The organism is Candidatus Nitrosocosmicus oleophilus (genome assembly GCF_000802205.1).
In the GTDB taxonomy this organism is placed as follows: Archaea; Thermoproteota; Nitrososphaeria; order Nitrososphaerales; family Nitrososphaeraceae; genus Nitrosocosmicus; species Nitrosocosmicus oleophilus.
In genome coordinates this window covers 293,564-313,513 of record NZ_CP012850.1, presented here as the reverse complement: position 1 = coordinate 313,513, position 19,950 = coordinate 293,564, and the positions used below count along the sequence as shown (strand labels likewise).

General features: G+C 35.4%; 14 protein-coding genes. 8 read left to right on the top strand and 6 right to left on the bottom strand.

Annotation, left to right across the window (positions count from 1 at the left end; translation table 11 throughout):
* Positions 1-60: 60 nt before the first annotated feature.
* The gene (locus tag NMY3_RS01550; RefSeq protein WP_196817207.1) at positions 61-1,785 is read left to right on the top strand and encodes a hypothetical protein; all 1,725 of its coding nucleotides are present in this window, start codon (positions 61-63) and stop codon (positions 1,783-1,785) included.
* A gap of 305 nt (positions 1,786-2,090) precedes the next feature.
* On the opposite strand, the gene NMY3_RS01545 is transcribed toward NMY3_RS01550, so the two are convergent.
* Positions 2,091-2,381: a hypothetical protein gene (locus tag NMY3_RS01545; RefSeq protein ID WP_196817206.1), complete on the bottom strand. Its 291-nt coding sequence runs from the start codon at positions 2,379-2,381 to the stop codon at positions 2,091-2,093.
* Between the two features lie 384 nt (positions 2,382-2,765).
* On the opposite strand from NMY3_RS01545, the gene NMY3_RS01540 reads away from it, so the two are divergent.
* Positions 2,766-4,433 carry a hypothetical protein gene (locus NMY3_RS01540; RefSeq protein ID WP_196817205.1) on the top strand — a complete coding sequence of 556 codons (1,668 nt, stop codon included), beginning with the start codon at positions 2,766-2,768 and terminating at the stop codon, positions 4,431-4,433.
* A gap of 985 nt (positions 4,434-5,418) precedes the next feature.
* Here NMY3_RS01540 and NMY3_RS01535 read toward each other — a convergent pair.
* Complete coding sequence (locus NMY3_RS01535) at positions 5,419-5,844, bottom strand: hypothetical protein (protein WP_196817204.1); 426 nt, start codon at positions 5,842-5,844, stop codon at positions 5,419-5,421.
* 277 nt (positions 5,845-6,121) lie between these two features.
* Here NMY3_RS01535 and NMY3_RS01530 point away from each other — a divergent pair, with 277 nt between their 5' ends.
* A complete protein-coding gene (locus tag NMY3_RS01530; RefSeq protein WP_196817203.1) occupies positions 6,122-6,418 on the top strand; it encodes a hypothetical protein in 297 nt (98 codons plus the stop codon).
* A gap of 370 nt (positions 6,419-6,788) precedes the next feature.
* Here the strand turns inward: NMY3_RS01530 and NMY3_RS01525 are convergent, their stop codons facing one another.
* Positions 6,789-7,484: a hypothetical protein gene (locus NMY3_RS01525; protein WP_196817202.1), complete on the bottom strand. Its 696-nt coding sequence runs from the start codon at positions 7,482-7,484 to the stop codon at positions 6,789-6,791.
* 262 nt (positions 7,485-7,746) lie between these two features.
* On the opposite strand from NMY3_RS01525, the gene NMY3_RS01520 reads away from it, so the two are divergent.
* Positions 7,747-8,292, top strand: coding sequence for a hypothetical protein (locus NMY3_RS01520; RefSeq protein WP_231100168.1), 546 nt, complete (start codon positions 7,747-7,749; stop codon positions 8,290-8,292).
* A 275-nt stretch (positions 8,293-8,567) separates the two neighbouring features.
* Positions 8,568-9,560, top strand: coding sequence for a hypothetical protein (locus NMY3_RS01515; RefSeq protein WP_231100167.1), 993 nt, complete (start codon positions 8,568-8,570; stop codon positions 9,558-9,560).
* Between the two features lie 426 nt (positions 9,561-9,986).
* Here the strand turns inward: NMY3_RS01515 and NMY3_RS01510 are convergent, their stop codons facing one another.
* Positions 9,987-11,678 carry a patatin-like phospholipase family protein gene (locus NMY3_RS01510; protein ID WP_196817199.1) on the bottom strand — a complete coding sequence of 564 codons (1,692 nt, stop codon included), beginning with the start codon at positions 11,676-11,678 and terminating at the stop codon, positions 9,987-9,989.
* A gap of 443 nt (positions 11,679-12,121) precedes the next feature.
* On the opposite strand from NMY3_RS01510, the gene NMY3_RS01505 reads away from it, so the two are divergent.
* On the top strand, positions 12,122-13,228 hold the full coding sequence (locus tag NMY3_RS01505; RefSeq protein WP_196817198.1) for a tyrosinase family protein: 1,107 nt from the start codon (positions 12,122-12,124) through the stop codon (positions 13,226-13,228).
* Between the two features lie 10 nt (positions 13,229-13,238).
* Positions 13,239-15,368 carry a hypothetical protein gene (locus NMY3_RS01500; protein ID WP_196817197.1) on the top strand — a complete coding sequence of 710 codons (2,130 nt, stop codon included), beginning with the start codon at positions 13,239-13,241 and terminating at the stop codon, positions 15,366-15,368.
* Between the two features lie 201 nt (positions 15,369-15,569).
* Here the strand turns inward: NMY3_RS01500 and NMY3_RS01495 are convergent, their stop codons facing one another.
* Positions 15,570-17,483, bottom strand: coding sequence for an ATP-dependent DNA helicase (locus NMY3_RS01495; RefSeq protein WP_338140376.1), 1,914 nt, complete (start codon positions 17,481-17,483; stop codon positions 15,570-15,572).
* A 552-nt stretch (positions 17,484-18,035) separates the two neighbouring features.
* On the opposite strand from NMY3_RS01495, the gene NMY3_RS01490 reads away from it, so the two are divergent.
* Positions 18,036-18,497 (top strand): DUF2299 family protein, encoded by a 462-nt coding sequence (locus NMY3_RS01490; protein WP_196817195.1) that lies wholly within the window; start codon positions 18,036-18,038, stop codon positions 18,495-18,497.
* Positions 18,498-19,452: 955 nt separating this feature from the next.
* Here NMY3_RS01490 and NMY3_RS01485 read toward each other — a convergent pair.
* Positions 19,453-19,878 carry a hypothetical protein gene (locus NMY3_RS01485; RefSeq protein ID WP_196817194.1) on the bottom strand — a complete coding sequence of 142 codons (426 nt, stop codon included), beginning with the start codon at positions 19,876-19,878 and terminating at the stop codon, positions 19,453-19,455.
* Between the last annotated feature and the right edge of the window lie 72 nt (positions 19,879-19,950).

Genomic DNA, 19,950 nt, shown 5'->3' with positions numbered 1-19,950 from the left:
CTATAAGAAAATTATAAAATGGATATTAATTGGAATTACACCATCAATTATAACCTTTCAATGCGTAATAACAGTGTTAGAAAAAAAATATTTTATCAAATACCGGTATTATTGTTAATACTTGCAATATCAGTTCCGATGGTCACTGCTCCAGTTCTATCTACTATCCTTTCTTCTTCTACTAATGTACCAGTAAATCAACTTGCATATGCCACCACTGAGGGTGACGGTGGTGGAGATTCCGGTGGTGGAGATTCCGGTGGTGGAGATTCCGGTGGTGGAGATTCCGGTGGTGGAGATTCCGGTGGTGGAGATTCCGGTGGTGGAGATTCCGGTGGTGGAGATTCCGGTGGTGGAGATTCCGGTGGTGGAGATTCCGGTGGTGGAGATCAATCTAGTTCGTCAACCACTACTACTGACCCAGCCTTAGCATCATCAACCACTACTACTGACCCAGCCTTAGCATCATCAACCACTACTACTGACCCCGCCTTAGCATCATCAACCACTACTATTGACCCAGCCCTTGGCCAAAGTCCTATGGGATTAACATTTAGCACAGAAAATGCTTCTCCTTCTTTAACTGACGAAACTGAAGAACAAGATCTAGACTGTGAAGATGTATCAAATAAAAACTTCAAAGTGTCGTCAAACGATCCGAACGGGTTTGATAGAGACAATGATGGAATAGGATGTGAAAGTGACGATGAGGATAACAACGATGGAAATAATGACATTCCTCCAATCGGCGTTACTAATGAAGGTCCTGATAATGATTGTTTAATGAATCCTGACTTGCCAAAATGTGCTTATGTTGATGGAGACTGCCCGGATGGATTTTTCAATAATGATGACGATCAATGTGTTCCTGAAGGTGGTTGTCCAGACGGCTACCATACTGTAGATGATGATGAAACTGGTAGATGTATTCCAGATTCAGATGGATGTCCAGACGGAATGATCTTTAGATCTGACGGAAAAACCTGTGGATCCGAAGAAAACGTATGTGAAGATAGTCCTGAACTAGAAAAATGTGTCAATACTTCTTGTGATCCATCTTATCCTGATTTCTGCATTTCACCCAATCAGCGTGGTCTTAATTGTGATAATCATAATGGAAAGGTTGAGCCTAATGAGATTTTCAAATACAACTTTAAAGTAAAGCAACCCGATACCCAAGACTTTGACAGAGATGGCAATGGTATAGGCTGTGAATATGGTAATGGAAATAACAATAGTGGTAATGATGGTAATGATGGTAATGGAAATAACAATAGTGGTAATGATGGTAATGATGGTAATGATGGTAATGGTAATGATGGTAATGGTAATGATGATGACGGTAATGGTGGAGATCAATACATCATAAAGGCTTCAAATTCGTGTGCAGATATTTCCGATACTGTAGACTTATCATCTGAGCAATTAGATCCACAAGAGGTAAGAACTATTGCATATTTTGGTAATTGTGATTTGGATACTGCATCATTGCAGTTAAATCTAATTCAAAATGAAGATCTAAAATTAGTTGCGGCCCACTTGGACGATGGATTATCAGATGCAGTTGAAGTCGATATGACTCAAATTGGCCAATCTGGTTCTAATTCAAACACTTTGTATGCGGCCACAATAACAGATAATCAAGAAGGTCATGATGTTGACACTGGTGAAACAAAAACTCTGAACAATATTAATGGAATAGTTTTGTGGAATGATGGCGAAGATGAGTCGATAGAATTCGATGACAACAACTTTGTTGAAGCAAACATCAATTTCTTTAACTAAGAAACATCTAGTCACTCCTGAATTAGTTCTTAAACCTTTATTTTTTGTTTGTATCAAGTAGGACTATCATTGATAAAAAAATGAATCCTGATACGTAGGTTAAAACAAATTATCTTTATATTTTTGAGTTTGATGTTTTTAGTGTGTAGATTCTATTCAACATTGAATCGTATCCCCACGGGCCCAAACTAAATGATACCGAATATAGTATCACTAAGTTCAAATATCAAATATCAAAATACTTTGAGCATGAATATATTAAGTTATTTTTGATCTCTCCGGGTTGTTCAATTGTGTTAACTGGGTTATGGAAATTCAACAACTTCAACAACAGGTGCTGGGTTGTTATGTTGAATTTTAAAAGCCGGATTCCTTATCGTTTCACTTTCATTAACTGCAAACAAGATACCCAAATAATTTTCATTTGGTTCCACGGGATTTCCATCAAAAACAAATTCGGCTTGCAAATTCTCCTCTGTGTTAGAGTATTCTAATCGCTTTAAACTTGATTTGCCGTCTTTAAGAAATACCATTCCATAATATGTGTGTTCATCTCCTTCCTCTGATGGATGCTTGATTATTACTTTAAATGCCATATACATATACATACATACTAGATATTAAAGATATTGCTAATAAAACCCAATATCCATATAGTATTTGATAAACGTCAAATAAGTTAAGATGATAAACTAGAGAAAGCCTTCATTGATGCTTCAACTCGTGTTTACATATGAAAATCCAGACTCTATTCAACCTTGAAGCATATCCCATGGATCTTCTCTTGGCTAATCATGTATTGTTGAAAACTTTAAACAACCATCCCACTCTTTATTTTATTTTACTTTTTATTGCAATTGTAATGAGAAGGTTTATACTTTTTATTCTATGATATCTGACTATTGTATTTACGTTCTAAACATGTGCAATCTTTTTCAATTATTCTAATTTTGACAGTATCTTTGGTTTCCTTGTTCTCCATGACAGTTCCTTACCCTGGAGGATTTGATTTCTGGAAGGCCGAATTTACTATTGCTCAACTTACTAATAACAACATAATTCAAATTACAAGTACATCTAGTTTTATTGATGACTTTGGTAATTTCCATGTTATAGGTGAAGTAAATAATACGTCAACTCAGCCTCAATCTAATATTGTAATTACGGCCATCTTATCTGATACAAACAACAACCTTTCAGTTGGTAACCACTCTGCATTTTCATCAATATCAAATCTTAGACAAGGAGAACTATCTCCATTTGATATAGTAGTACAGGATCCTCAAATATTAGGCAAGTTTAACTTTATGGAATTTTCAACTACTTCTCAACCTGCTATAGAAGAGAAACCCGCAAATCTTGTGCTAAACGGAAGTAGTTCATTCGTAGACAATGTTGGAGATCCCCACATTACAGGCAACATAATTAACCAAGGACAATCACCAGAACAGTTCTTGAACCTTGTGGCAACATTTTATGATAATTCAAGTCTTGGCGTTGTTGGAACGCAAAGTTTTGGACTAAATGTAGGCAGCCTTGAGAACAACCAGATGGCCCCATTTGATATTTCCATTACAGACAACAAGACTAAATCTCAAACCGCTTTTTATTCAATTAACGTTGATTCAGCACAGAGTTCTATGAATTTCCCTTTGAATCCCAAGTTTCCCTTTGCATCTCTCGGAGGATTTGTCGATAGTGGACTATTCTTAAATTCACCGCTAAGTGCTAATCCTTTACCGTCAACAGTAAATGAATTTAATAGTAATAACAATAACAATAATAATGATCAGTTATCTTCGTCGGGTTCCAATAATGACGATTCAGACGGATCTGATTCTTTAAACAATGACTTAGAGATTGATATAGATATTGCAAAAGACCCCATTGGTCGAGGAGATCTACAAACCATTGGAGTATCAGTAAGTGATTCTGATACTGATGATGCCATAGCAGGAGCAAATGTGGATGGAACGGTAAAATACGCTACGAATCGCGACTATGATACAGGTAATTTTAATGAAGATACAGATAATGATGGAAAGGTTGAGCACACATGGCGAATTGGCGGCGGTTCGGACGAGGGAACATTTAATGTCATTGTAAAAGTGGATGCAAATGGATATAACTCACAAACAGAAACAACGACGTTTGAAGTAGTAGATAAAGATAAACTTAACAATAGCACAGAAGAACAGGATAATTCTACAAGTTTAGGGGAAAATAGCACCACTTTGGATAATGAAAGTCAAGAAGAAAGTAATGGTGATCTGGATTGTGCAGATGTTGATGAAAGGAATTTCCAAGTCGAGAGTAATGATCCAAACAACTTTGATGGCGATAACGATGGCATAGGTTGTGAGACTGAAGAGGGAAATGATGATCAAACAAACAATGATGAGGAAGAAGAACCAAAGACCGATGACGAAACTACGCGAGAGATCCTAGAAGGAATTGATGGAACCGTAATTGGTGGAACAACAGGCGACTCATCAGACAGTGGCTCCGAACAAACAGATAGAGATGGTGATGGAGTAAGTAATGAACAACCATCAGAAGAAGGGGGTAGTGATGGTAACGATAGTGAGAATGAAGAACAAGATGATGACTCAGAAGACAATGATGATAATGAAGAAGAAAACAACTAGCCATTACTATCTATGCTAAGGTTGTAAAAGTAAAGCGGTAAAGACAAGACGTTAACATTAGTTATGAATTCTTATTCTTACCTTGAGCCTCATTTTTATAGGTAGTAGACTCTATTCAATCTTGAACCGTATCCCCACGCACCCAGACTAAATGATACTGTATTATGGTAATGATATAATGCTCCGGTCCGGGTTATATGAGTTAGAAAGAGAAGTTTCGGATTGACCTAACTAAGAATATCATAAGATTACTGACAGAGTTATGATTATGCATAGTATAGCACAACCAGTACAGACAAAACTAAATCTTCAAGAATGATAAGGACTAGATTTATCATTAAAAATACGTTAATATCTAGTATTATATAAAATAATTACATGACAATTTTACTTTATTTTAAATATTTTATCTACTTTAAGAATTGTTAAATACTCGTTTTTGTTCTCATACCACATGAAATACCAAACAATTACACTAGTAATTATGGGCAGTATTTTCAGCATTATTTCTATGAGTGCAATTACACTACTAGAAAATATGGACTAAGCACGCCTTTGCTATTGGCAGGACAACCCATACCCAGGCTTACCAGATGAACTACAATGTTTTGACCATCCAATTAGCTTACCTATACCACCTAGTTTTTGTCCGGAATGTTCTGAGTTGAATCCCCAGCCATTACCACCTGTTATTAACTAAATGATTAGCCCAAGTGAACTTGATTCAACACAGACTCTCAAAATCACCAATGTAGGAAATGGTACTACATTAGTGAATGTTGTAAACGCAACAAACTAATTATATATTTTTTATTTTAAATGTTTTCTTAGCTTTTTGTTAATGTTTAGCATAACTAGTACAGATATGAAACTGATTTCATGATTTCGAATTGATCCTATATCTTTGTAAATGATGGCTAGTCTACCACCATTGTATGAGGTACGAAATTGGTTGAAACTTTAAAGTTACTCATCCCAAATCCTCCTAGGAGTCTATGGGATTTGGCGAATTAATGACAATTGTAAGTACTGCACCCACTTCGATAAATTGAGAACACCCTATTAGCAATATATTGTCGAACATATTGGCAGAAACACATTGTCTCATGTTACCAAAATTTGGGTCAAACCATGTTGTATAAAATGATAAATCGGTTCGACCATTTGTTTCTATCAGACCATTTAAGTCAATGGGAAAACTACCTGGTCCCCTATCTGGGTCCCAACCTCTTTCGCCTGGCTGTAATGTGATCACTAACTGATTGGATCCACCTGTAGTGTTCATAGATCCAATAGGACCAGTATCACTTGGTTGAGCAAACACTAAGTCAATTGGAACTAACGCCATCGTGATTCCCAAAATGGCTAGAATCGCAACATTGACACCCGTTATCATAATCATGAAATTCAAGTTTGATGAATATGCATTTTATAGATTTTATAGTTATTAATTTAATATGTGAATTCTAGTGTGAATGTTACAATATATTTAAAACAAAGTGGCCCTCTTTGGATCAATTGTCTACATTTACGCTGTTCTTCTTCATGCGGTATAATAGACACCAAATAAATTGATGTTGATTAATAATTAGACACTTAACTTTGTGTAATTCTAGGTTTTGGATATAATTATTAATAGGACTCACGAAGAAAAAAATCATATATATTGATTATAGTATCCATTCATAATGAACAATGGATTTCATTCAAATGCTTATCGAACCAGAGTTTTATCTTCAACAATAGGATTGGCATTGACCTTTGTATCAGTTTTCTTGATTACTTTAGGAGGAATTACAACGGTAAATGCAAGTAGTAATGAAGTCAGTTGTTTTGAACGGGGAATAGCCGATGGCGAAGACCATCCATTTAATCAGAGAACTTACAACAATTGTGGCGATGATTATTATCAGGGATTTCTTAAGGGATGTATGTCTGTAGAAGGCAATAATAGAGACGTCTGTGAAAGTGCAACAGACGCTTAATGTAAGTAAATACTGATTCTATTCAACCTTGAATCGTATTCCCACGCTTCCAGACTGTTACTAAATATCATACAGAATTATCTGATATTAAGCACTAATATATGCATAATCAGCTAAAAAATTCGTTTTTCTGTTAAATTCTATAAAGTCCTACTGCCACCATGATTTCAACCCCTTTGTATGAACTAGTATGGGTAGGCAGTAACAAATCTGATAGTGTACACGAAAGAATTTGTAAGTCCGAGAATTGTCTTTTAATCATACAAGAGTAGTTAATCACAATGATCAACGATTAAATCAAAAATGACTAGATATGGTGACGGATTTGTTATTTGCTTGCTGTATCATTTCTTTGGTGTATTACTCATGGTCATTTTCCAACTGTCAAAGTGCACTCTCTTGATTGTTCTGGATATATATAGCCAAGACAAGACTTTCCTCCTATTTTCAATGCTGTTCTGTCTTGTATGTCATATGCTACAAATCCGGGTGATTTTAAGGCAAACTTCATGATTACTCCAGAAGATACTTCCATACAATAAGGATCTGCCTCTACAGATCCTATCGATGGTGGGATATCGGTATACATACAAAATGTTAGTTTCTTATCATTGGGACCAAACCCAGTTAGCACGGGGTTAACCGACACATACGACGTCCCTGGTTTTGATATCACTGTACCGCCAAATCCTCCAGAACTTGAAGTTATTGTTAATGTGTCGTCACCGCCACTGACATAATTACAAACGGCAGATAATTTTCCGTTGTTTTGTGTTTTTCCCATAGGAACATCGGCCCATTTCCCAGTGATAATGTCATTTTCTCTTTGACCGTCAAATACGTTACTAAAACCAGTTCCTTCCTTAAGACTACTTACTCCGATCCACCATACTCTATCTCCATCTTGTTGAATATAATATGTCCCACCGTCGTTGCCTTTCCAAATACCTGATAGTTCGTTTAGAAAGCACTGAGCGCTCGCAGTTCCAATAGCACCTTGAGGAATAATTAGGATAATGGTAATAATTGAAATACAAATCAAGAATAATAAAAGATGATTATTCAACCTAAACTTATCCTTATGTGGTTATATTTAAGCATTTAATTGAGTTATTATTACCTATCGAACTGGAAATAAGGGTCAAATTCTGTCACCTATGACAAAGTACGTAATTGCTTATCCGATTAACGTTCTAATACTTTAATGTGATATTTGAATACCTTTAGAGGATGTCAGATATGAGGTTTACCAATTTTCGTGATAGCAAACGAACTTCAAAAGCTTAAATAATTTTGGACTACGGTATGCTAATATGCTAGGAAATAATATGGCGAATGGAATTAACTTGTTCTCTGTTCAAATGAAAAATTTTATACCCTATGTCACTGTTGTTCTTCCTTTATTATTTTTTCTTTTCATCTTACAAGATGGCTTTCAAAATGCAAACGCTCAGTGCTTATTTAATTTATCTGGCAAATGGATTGGAGATGATGGCGGAACATATTTCATAGGTCAAAATGGCTTCCCAGGAACAGGAGTTACTCCAAAGATCTGGTGGTTTGGATCAAATTCATTAGGAGAAAAAGCCGGGTTCAGCAATGTCTTCCAAGGCGAAATGAAAGGTGGTGATCCAAGCGGTAAATGGATTATTTCCGGAAAATGGGCTGATGTACCAATGGGAAAAACAAATGGTAATGGCGAAATAGCCCTTGTGGTCGAAACATATACCAAATACGATGAAAAAGCCAAAAATCCTGTTGTTTACGATGTGCTAACAAAAGTTTCTGATACAGGAGGTTTTGGAGGCACTGAATTAACGAGACCACAGCCTCACTGTGGGGATGTTAATACTTCTGGCACACCTGAAAAGTAGACATGTTAGTTCTTTAACCATGTAAAGCCTTGTAATCGTTTCAAATGAACTATCCCAAAATAATATCACTAAATCTGACAGTTATGGTCTCCATTATCAGACCATTCTAAATCATCATGATGTTGAGAAATTATATCCATAGTACGTCTATTTGTGATATATCATTTAGTGACAGGGAATTTCTAAAAGCCTATATAGCCATACAGTAATAGACTGGTATGTATGGAAGATATAATAAAAATAATCTTCTTTTCAATTTTGCCATTAGTATGTTTTTGTTAGGGATTTTGTTTGTTGGGGGATCTCCCAATTTCGATCAAATTTACAAATATTTTCAAGTGCAGGCCAGTAACGAAAATGCCGATGACAATGAAAATCCATCCGGTATGTGTACGAACGTAGGCATTCTAGGACCTGCATTTACTGGCCCTGATGGTTGCCCCCAGCCTTGTCCTACTGATGTACAAGATTCTCTTCCTGAGGAATGCCCACAACCATCACAGGATTCACAGCAGGAACAACCCCCACAGCAAAACTCTTCATCAAATGTCTCGGATAATCCCATTAATGGACAGAAATTTGAGGATTCTGATACACTTAAAACAGCACCACCAATCGATACTGATATTATTACCCAACCACCAGGGGATTCTGATTCTGATACACTTAAAACAGCACCACCAATCGATACTGATATTATTACCCAACCACCAGGGGATTCTGATTCTGATACACTTAAAACAGCACCACCAATCGATACTGATATTATTACCCAACCATCCATATCATTATGCGCCTCTGACATAACCGGAAAATGGAATGGCAATGACGGCGGATTTTACTACATTCGACAAATTGGTAATGACATTTGGTGGTTTGGAACAAATGTGTTTACCGCAGGTCCTGAATTTAATACGTTTAGCAATGTACTTCATGGAACGAGGAATGGATTAACTATTGATGCAAAATGGCAGGATGTTCCTCTTGGTGATACAAAAAGTAAGGGCGACATATCTCTTACAATTGCACCTACTGGAGAAAAAATAACTAAAAACTCAGCTAGCGGAGGATTTGGAGGCAATAGCTGGATAAAAAAGTGTGATCAAATAGCAAAGTCAAAACTTCCTACTGACGTAATACTTGCCGAATCAGACACAGGAATAATACCCACTCCAAAAGGTAATTTTAATGATAACATGGTAGATTCTAGTAACACAGGCGATAGTGAGATAGAATCTAATATAAGAGATGATGTTATTGCAAAGTAGCTGGTAGTTATGTCTTACTTTACAAATAGTCTATTGCGGTTATCCTAAATTTTTATTTATTAGGTAATGCAATTACAAGAATAAAATCCCTACATGATCATAAAACAGATTACGCCTGCTAATTCCATCACACAAGGTCCTATGAATTTTCCAAAGAAAATCTTTTCGTCATATACCATATATGAAGAGAATTCTCTTTGTTTGCTACAATGTATATTAGAAATGCAAATATTTTCGATCCGAAATAATGAACTATAGAACATTTGTTCGGTAAATTGCAACAATATTATGGCATTTGACAATCTTTAAATTCAACTTTGTCCTATAAAATTTAGAATCCTGCCTAAAATACCGATATCGGCACGGGTCCCCACACGCCCAAACTCACAGATCTCTCAGTGAGTAACTATACAATGCCCCCCGATTCTATAGTGTGGATATAAACTTAAGAACCGATTCATGGAGTTTGGAATATTTATGCGGTTCTAATTTGGCTTGGCATTTTACCAATTCAGCAAGTTCGGTTAACTTTTGATATGTTGTAGAATTGGTATCTTCATAGTCATTGGTTTGTAAGTTGCGCATGGATTCATCCAGCATATCAACTAGACTATCTTTGATATCCATGCAATTACCATGTGTAAGTTGTATCTCCAATCCATTGATAAGTTCTTTGATAAATGAGAACCATGCATCACATTCCCCCTCTTTTATCAATTTTTTTATTGTCTCAAATGTCAAATCACCTGTCTTACCCTCGATACTGTTAATGTAATTTGTCCGCTCTATTCTTGTCACTTTATTTAGTCTAAACCCGCTTCTCATGAGATCTTCATATGTTCTCGATTCCCCATTTCTGTTGTTTCTTTTGGTTTTTGTGGTTAAAATATCATCAAGTTTTCCTTTTAATGAATCGCTAGATCCCTTATCATTAACCTTACAAATGGCCTCACCAACAAGACCATTTAATTTGATAACAAAGTCGTTGTAGTCCGCTAGTATGTGCGATATCTTTTCATCGTGATGTGAAGATCTATCCCCATAGATTATGTCCTTTTCTCTGTCCTTTACTCCATCATAATCCCTAGGAATTATGTTATTGTCCATCCTTGGCGGATGTACATTTACTATATAGACATCCAAGTCTGGGATTTTGTCTTCTTTATCTTGCCAATATTCCTGATGAGCCTGTAAAAGTTCTCTCAATGGCGTATTACTTAACATTCCTCCATCCCAAAAGTAATGTATGTTCTCCTTGTCAGATGTATCTATATTACATCTTCCATCTTGGCTCTTTTGTTTAGTTGTTGTACAAAGAGGTATAGACTCATAGTCATAGAATTTAGGAAGTGTTCCACTTGCCATAACATGATCTATTTCGATGCCCTTGTTGTAGCAGATCACATTTTCCAATCCTTTACCGTACTCTGATCTTCTCGAGCCATCCGCTTTTGGATAGCTATCAAATGTTACCGTTAAACCTTCGGCTGCATCTACACTAAACACAAGCAGACGTGGTTGACGTTGCTGTTGTTCAGGCTTGTTTTTGTCACAAAATTCTGTGGCTATAGGAAATTTTGCATATTTCTCTATACTATCTTGTAATGGCTTACTGCTATGAAGACCCCAAGTATTAAGAAGGTTTGGTTTGTCAAAGAACTTTTTGTCTTCTGATGTGGCGCATTGATAATACATATTATTTCGAGTTAGGCCCAAAATAAGCTTTTTAACTGAATAGTATCTTCTTGCGGCTTCCTTGGAAGCTGCGGATGGAGTTCTTTTAGTCCATTCTTCAAACCAACCAGCACTCAGTTGGTCAACGTCAATACATTTTATAGCCAATTGCTCTGTCCAGAATTTTTCAAGCTTATCTACTGACATTTTCCAATCGTGGGTTTCCAAATATTGGCTTACTAATATTGCTCCATTCATCGCGCCTATTGATGTACCTGCTACAATATCAAATAACAATTCATCCTCATCCCCGTTTTCAATGTCCTGCTGCAAAAGATTTTCACATAATACCTTGATAACCCCGGCTTCATACGCTCCCAGTGTACCCCCTCCTTGAAGGACTAGAGCTCTTTGTGGTCGTTTTTTATTATTGTTATTTGACATTCTAATGAAGACTTCTTATTTTATCCCTCTTTTTAATATTTCTAAATATTGCCAATAATCACCACAATTTAAAAATAAAGATTAGAATTCGATTCTAAGAGTTCAGGCCAATAATTCATTCAAAGAAAAGGCGATAGAAATTTTGAAATTTCAGACAGATTGACCATTTTTTATTTCTTTCATTGTCTTCCGCAATTCTATTATTGCCATATATGTATATTGCAGACTATTGCAAATTATTGTAAAATCTTATAAATGATCATGTTAATATTCATCGAGATGGATCTCCTGACATATGGTACCAAATACGGAAGGGTTGATTTACTACAAAAATCCTATAACTTTGTTAAACATATTTTAGAAAACTTGTATACTATTAGAATATTCAATCCAAAGTTAAACTTACAAAACAGAAATAAAATAAAAAGTGAGGGAAAATCACTTTGAATGATGTTACTGTTCCTCCAGTACGTAAGAATATCATGACTATACCACAGAGTGAAAGAGATAATCTTAGGAATGCGTTTATAGCGTTAAATACAAAAGAAGATTTTGTATTTCCTGGTAATAGAAATGACAAGCCTTTTTCAGGTGGAGTTAGTTATTGGTTCAAACAAGACGAAATTCATCAGGCAACACATGTTCATAGAGGACCCGCATTTTTGACATGGCATAGAGAACTTTGTATCAGATTTGAACGACTATTAAGAATGGCTGATAAAACTGTTTCACTCCATTACTGGGATTGGAACGAGGATCCGGAAGAACTTTTTAACGAACAATTTATGGGCAGTTCACAAGGAGACGCTGGAGAACCGTGGCTTAGCGCAGGCTTTTATGATCACTATCCAAATGGCAATAACTATCGTGGAATAGAATCTGCATCAATACACGGAGACCATGACAATCCTGCGGATCCTCCTATTGCCTTGACAAGACAAAAAAAGAAAGGTACCCTAAAGGATTACATAACCAAAGAAAGACGAGCCAAATTCCACTCCGATAAAGAAATAATTGAATCCGCAAGTTACAACGAAATGAGAACTAAACTTGAGAACGTCCACGATTATGCTCACATGTATATTGGTGGATCCATTGGTGATCCGCATACAGCCTTCAGGGATCCATTTGTATTTCTCATACACTCAAATGTAGATAGACTTTTCGCCGCATGGCAATTGCGGAAAGGAAAAGAATATGAATATCGACTAAATCCTGAACTCGTATACGGGTACGAGAAAGACACAATGGCTTTAGGATCCACGTCTCCATTCATAGTCGTAGGAATAAAGACGATGTTATCACCATGGTGCGGCATCGGATACCCATATGGTATCAATGAGAATGCCTCGCCAGGGGAGAAAGAAGAACCAGGTGTAATTGATGTTAGGCCATGGACATACCCTGAGAATTGGCATAGGGATCCTCAAAGAGAACAGGAAAGACCAAAAAATTCTCTAGATCCTTCTGTGGTTATTCCTAGACACTACGATAAATTTCCAGATGCATTTGAATATGATATTTCCAGACTAGGGAATAAAATGGAGTAGGTGAGTGTGTATGTCATATCTACATTTTAGCGGGAAATTTAGGGTCTATCCGCCATTATACAATAACAACCCACTGCGACCAGAAAAATATTTTGATCCAAATTTGACTCCTGATGAAGTAAAGGAAAAAGTTACAGGAGGAGTTGATCCCTTACGATACTTTGAATTTGAGTTTTATGATACTTTTATAAAAAAAGTCACCTATAATGATGGAAATTTTGTTTATGATGATAAAGAAGAGCCTATAATTGGTAAAGAATTATTGTTAAAAGGAATGCTAGTTGATGTTTCACCTCATTTGATCAGGGGACGTTTGTTTGCAGGCGAACTAAGAGTTTTAGATTATACACTTGCTAAAACAGAAACAGCTACGCAATCCGACCTGTTTAAAGCTATTAGGGGATCAAATGCAGATGACATAGGTGTTGTGTCTGCGGATTTTGAATCATCCTTGTATGAAGTAAGTGAATTAAAAAATGAGTTTATTACAGAGAACAATTCTAGATTTATAAAGGAATCAGAAGGAAAAGTCAATTTAAAACTGTATTTTAATCTCAATTCATTTGATTTTAAAAGTCTAGAGGGAAAAGTCTATGGATATATAGGTCCCGATATTCCCCTTGAAAACGAACAAGAGGTTAGGATTAAGGGTAGGCGTTTGTTGCTTGATCCTCTCATACCCACTGAAATTAAAACTGTATTTAACATTCAGGATTCCAGTTTTGAGCCAACTGATGATATTGGTCGCGATGATTTGGAAGGAACATATGAGATTCTTGAGTATGAAAAATTGGTCGTAGTTCGATATCTTAATTTTATGCCATTTATAAATAATGCTCACACGCCTTATCCCGACTATACCTTCTCAATTGTTTTACTTAAAAATGATAAACCGATAGATGGTATTGATCCAATTCTGATTGACATAATTAATGAACAAAGTATCTCTCGAGATGGAGGTGTGTGCATATTCCGTATCCCAGAGAATGTCATATATGAAAACGATTACAGTGATTTTAGCATTAGCATTAAAGTATCAAAAAAAGGTTTTCAAGAAAATTCCCCATTTCTGAAAGAACCAATATATGATCTTATACTAAAAGATAATCAAAAATTTCTGACTCTAGGTTCAGCAAAAAATAACGAAAGGATTTTTGTGCGAGTCTACAAAAAGAATAAGCTTGCGCGAGGCGATAGGGTTTGGTTACTTTTAAGCTCACCGTCAAATGATAAATCCCCTACTGTTGCCAGATGGAGCGATACTAATGTAAGCTCTGATAGCGGCATTATAGAATGTTCTTTAAAAACAGTGGACTTGGAAAATTGCACCGAAGCAATAGTAGATCCTATATTTCCTAAGAAATCCGAAAAAGATGAACCTACAAGAATAAGTGGAGAATTACCCTGGGATAGATATTATGGGAATTATGTTTCAATAAAGTTAAATTCAGACGAAAAACATGATGTACAAATAAACATACCCGTGCGAGTACTTCATGAAGTCAAAACTCATTTCATTGATAACATAAATACACTTGAGAAAGAGGAGATACAGGATATAGTAACAAAATTATTAAGTTATTATACAAGATACTATCCATGGCTTCACGTGAAATATGTCTATGCGAGTGGAACAAATGATAATACTATAAAACCTACATTTGAACAATTCTTAAAAATTAAAGAATACCTTGACTTTGTTAGCCCTAAACATATACACGGTTGGCATTCTGCACAGGGAGCAATAGGTAAGATAGATCATTTTCTAGATCGTCTAGAAAGAGATGACCATGACTGGAGAAAGATGCCTAGGTCAAGAGATTTTCCAATTAATGGAATCGAGTTTCTAAAGGCATGGAAGTCTAGCCTAGTTACAAAAGTCATCCAAGAAATAGACAAAGCTAAAGAAGAATTGATAAAAGAATATGCGGATCTTGAAATCGACGAAAATTTAGACATTAATGATTGGGGAGACGTAGAGAAGGTCATTGACAAAATTGAAGATCTAACGACAATATCAGGCAATTTATCCAATGAACAAAAAAGAGTTATTTTAACATCGAAAATTAGCATATACAACTTTATGATCGAAAAACTAAAAGACTCTACAAAACAAACAAGCCACTCTCATCAACACTAAATTTTGGTCCCGTTAATTTTATCAATCTTTATATTCCAACAATTGCTAAAAGATTGTAGAATCCCTTTACAAGCACCAATATCAGCACTTATCCCCACGGACTGGGACTGTTACTAAACAATAAAATCTGTTTGACTGGCCCAATAATCCTTTGAATATAAGTTAGATGTGTAAATCTAATAAGATGGTAGGTGAAATACGCTATCTACACTGACCTTTGATTGCTTGAATAAACCAACTGGGCAGAGTATTTCTATTCTTTCTTACAAAATAGCTAAAAGCCGAGTCCAAAACATATGTCCTTGCCCAATCGTCTTTAGATCTAACTGACCTTCCATATGCCTGTATCAATCTCAGTGCTGTCTGCCAATAATACCATTCTTCATCGACCTGTCTTTTTGCATTAGTCCATCTATCACTTTTATTTGGATATGGAACTTTAGTTATAATCTGAAATCTTGACAGGTCATCCTTTAAATCAAGTCCTGTGTGAAGTGAGGGTGAAATAAGTACGGTTGGTTTTGGACTGGAGGTATGTTGGGATATTACTTCATCCCTTTGTATTTCTGGATCAGTAACTAAAAGCCTCCTTGTATTTTCCTTAGATAGATTCTCTTTGATAAAGCTAAGCTGTTCATACGATGTTGTATGGATTATTCCTTTATCATTTTTATGAGTGGACATTAAATTGTCAACGGTCGTAGAAATTTTAGACATGATATCAATAGACTGTAAGTTACTGTAGTTAAGATAGGCAATATTTAAGGGATAAATCGCTCTATGTTCAATTGGAAAATCAGATTCAACTTGAATAAATTTTACATCATCGGGAGCTAAACCAATACTTTTGCAAAATGCCTTGTTGTTTAGGATAGTCGCACTCATTATCAACGTTTTGGATCCCTTTTCAAAAACAGTCTTACAGTATGGTGAAATATCTAGTGGTTTTAATTCCACTTTCTCTATTTTGTAATTGTCCTTTTTAATATCCGAAACTATCCAATTTTTAGGATTTGCAAGTATGCTGTTTATCGTTCGCGTCAATCTTTCTGTATCTTTGAGAGCATCAACAGCAAGCTCATCGCTAAGAGTTTTCGTATCATCTTTTGACGTAATTTCAACATTGGCATATTTTTTTGCTATTTCTTCATCACTTTCAAACAATTCAGTTGCAGAAACTATTCTTTTTTTATGATCTAGGTTTTCTGATGATATCTTTCTTGTCGTATAGTAATCAAATTTGATGCTTCTTTCTGTGTCCAGTGAGGACGCTAAAGAATCATTGCCAATTGCAATTAACATTTTGGTTTCAAGGTCTATTAAAAAATCAATCCATCTTTCTATACTGTCATAACCATAATCAACAATATCAAAATTACCTACATACCGTTTCCATCTCTTCTTAGATATTGACAATCCCCTAAACTTTACAATTTCTGTTTCTAAAAGATGACCTTCATCCAATACCAGAAGTTCCCTTTCCGAGAGGCGCTTATTATAAGGTAGGAAGGCAAGAAAGATAGGGTAATTAAATATAGAATGACTGGAGGCCAATGCAATATTTAATTGATTAAAGTATTCACAAGGCTTCCACTCTCTTCTTACCTTAAGTTTGCTTATGGGTAACCATTCAGAATGTTGTTTTTGATACTTCTGTTTAGTGTCATTGTCAATGTATATTTTTTCATCTTTTGTTCTTTCATTAATTATCTTATAATCTTTCGCAAAAGTCCTATACCTGCATCCATCCTCTTTAAAGGATTCGTTAGTCATACATTGGCCATATTCAACAGTTGTATGGTAACATTCATTTAGATTGGAGGATGCACATATTCCACATTGATAGGTTCCATTGTCTACAAAGTCTTGCTTTAGTAAACAAGGAAAGTTATTTTTTCCCTTAGCTGCCTTCACATATGGAAAATCATTGGAATACTGAGTCTGCAGGTCTTTGGTAGATGTGCATATATAGCTTGAACCCAAGCTCAACGCTAGTGCAATGGCTACTGCGCTTTTTCCAAATCCTGTTGGAGCTTCTAATAAAACATATCTATAGCCAGACTTAAAGGCATCAGATATGTCGTTTAATACCCTCTTCTGATTTTCTCGCTGTATAGAAAATGGAAAATTCTTAACCAGGTCAGATTTTGGAAGAGGTTGTGGAAGGTTATTCAGCTAAAGTCATTTTATATTATCATAGTGGCGGTATTATAAATTTCAGTTCTGGATCTTACTCAGAGATAAAAATGGCAGTTTGAAATTGACAACATAGATAGAGATCTTTGGGTCAAACGACAAAACCTAATTGGAAAAAGATTTAGAATGTTTAGGGTGAGTGAGCATCAACCACTTTTATTAGAACCCAATTACCACCAGGAACTTAATCCCCACGTGCCCAGACTATTACTATCTGTGACGTAATCCTTATCACAAATTAAATACTAAAATGCATAGTCTAATCAAATAATTACTTGTCCTAGCCAAAGTTATAGAATCCTACTACTTCCTACTTTGAGACTTACATTCGCCTTCTAAGATGTTGGTCAAAATGTCAACAATATTTTTAGTCAATCGATACTCGTATTACTCTCATTTTATAACAAGAATCATCATTTTCAAAATTCTCAAATCTGAATATTTTTTAAACAGCTATAACAATAGATACCAATGCCTGAAATTAGCAAAACAACTTTGAGTCCAAAAGATATTGATGTTTCCATTTCTGTAGACGAAACAATAGATGACGATAATACAGTTTCTATTGTTAACACCAGTTATTTTGAAGATTTTAAAATAGGAGTATATGTTTATAAAAACGATGTTGGAAGGGTCGAAATTATATCAAGACCTCGTCTGTTAACTCAAGACGGTAAAACTTTACACAATGCAGATGACAAAATAGTTAATGATTTTCGAACACAACTGACCAAGGATTTGTTGAAAGTGGGTGTATTTTGTTCATTACAAACAAACAAGGAGGGTAACTCCATCGGACTCACGTTGATATATCCTTTATTTTTTGATAATTTGACACGAGAATTATTTATGCATGCTGTTCATGTAGTTGCCAGAGCATGTCTGATTGCAGCAATAGAATTTGATAAATTCGCTTTGGATTATCAGCAGTAGAATCAAGCACCAGGATTCTATTCAGCCTTGATCCTTATCCCACGGCTGACAGCGTTACTACCTGACCATACTTAAAAAATTGTAGCTCGAAAAAAGAAACTGGATATTATATAGGTTTATTTATTTTACTTTCCTGGCAGCAATAGCCTTATAGAGTGAAGATATAGACATCATAGAACCTGTAGAATATGTTTCGTTTTCCACATACTATATATGCCTTTTGACACTATTAAGTGTTACAAGAGTACATTTGGATATATACAAAGATTACATCAGAACATTCACTAAATGGGTGCCTTCATATTAATCGGTAAATAGGATTAAAAGTGCTCATAATATGGACATGACGGATTAACATTGCAATAGAGCCCTTATACACAGGAAACTTAATCCCAACGCGCCCAAACATAATGATACTTAAAGTGGTAAGTAGTAATATATATAATTTCTCATTTGTGAGAACTGACAAAATCAATTTAAGATGAATTATTAATATCTTTTAATTAATTTTTCTCTTTTTTTCTTGCCTGCTCCTAGTCCACGAAATGATCGGGTTCTCAGCTTATAACTACAACATGGACAATAAGGACTATTGTCCCAATGTATAAAAATCTCACAAACACTGCATCTTTTATGTCCCTGCGAGTATCTAGAGGAGATAGTGGGAATTTTTTTTGCTCTGAATCTTTCACATATTCCGTTACAGCTCATATCTTTATATAACCAAAAATCCTAAAACTACATAAAAAAATTCTGTTCGTTGTCATAAGCAACTTTATCAAAATACCTAGAATATTTAGAGAGGGCCACCACATAACAAAAATAGAGATATTTGTATAAGTTTTGATAACCTCATATTTAATCTGGTTGGCTATTCTATGCTTTTTTGCAATATTATTAGATGTCAATTATTTCACAAAGAAAATAAATATTGAGTATTTAACGAACGACTATTTTAGATCATCTTGCCGTTACAACGAATTGCCACGTTCACCTTCCCTTCATTCAAGTATCGAAGTAATACTTTAACAGCGATATATACAGCCATAAATCCTAGTGCGGTTAATCCAAGGAGTACCAGAACGTCATTTGTGGACATATTATGTAACCCCGGGATACCGTGTCCGAATGCACCAGGAGACAAAGCTGCTTGTACTTTGGAATGTGCTATCTCTAATGATTGATACCATGGAACAGTAGGTTGTGATTGTAGGTGTTGCGCATACGCTGTCACAGCTATACTCGGTACTGATGTCATAGGAAGCAATCCTAGCACGGATATTATGGTTATAGACAATAGTTTTGGCATGCATCTAACTCTCTCGACTATTTTTTTTTGACTTGTGTTGATGATGTTTGTTACAAATTCTTTTGTATTCATAACTTATCACCGCCTTTATTTATTTTAAAATCTGTAATTTATATTTTACTTTATTATTTTCCAAACAAAAAT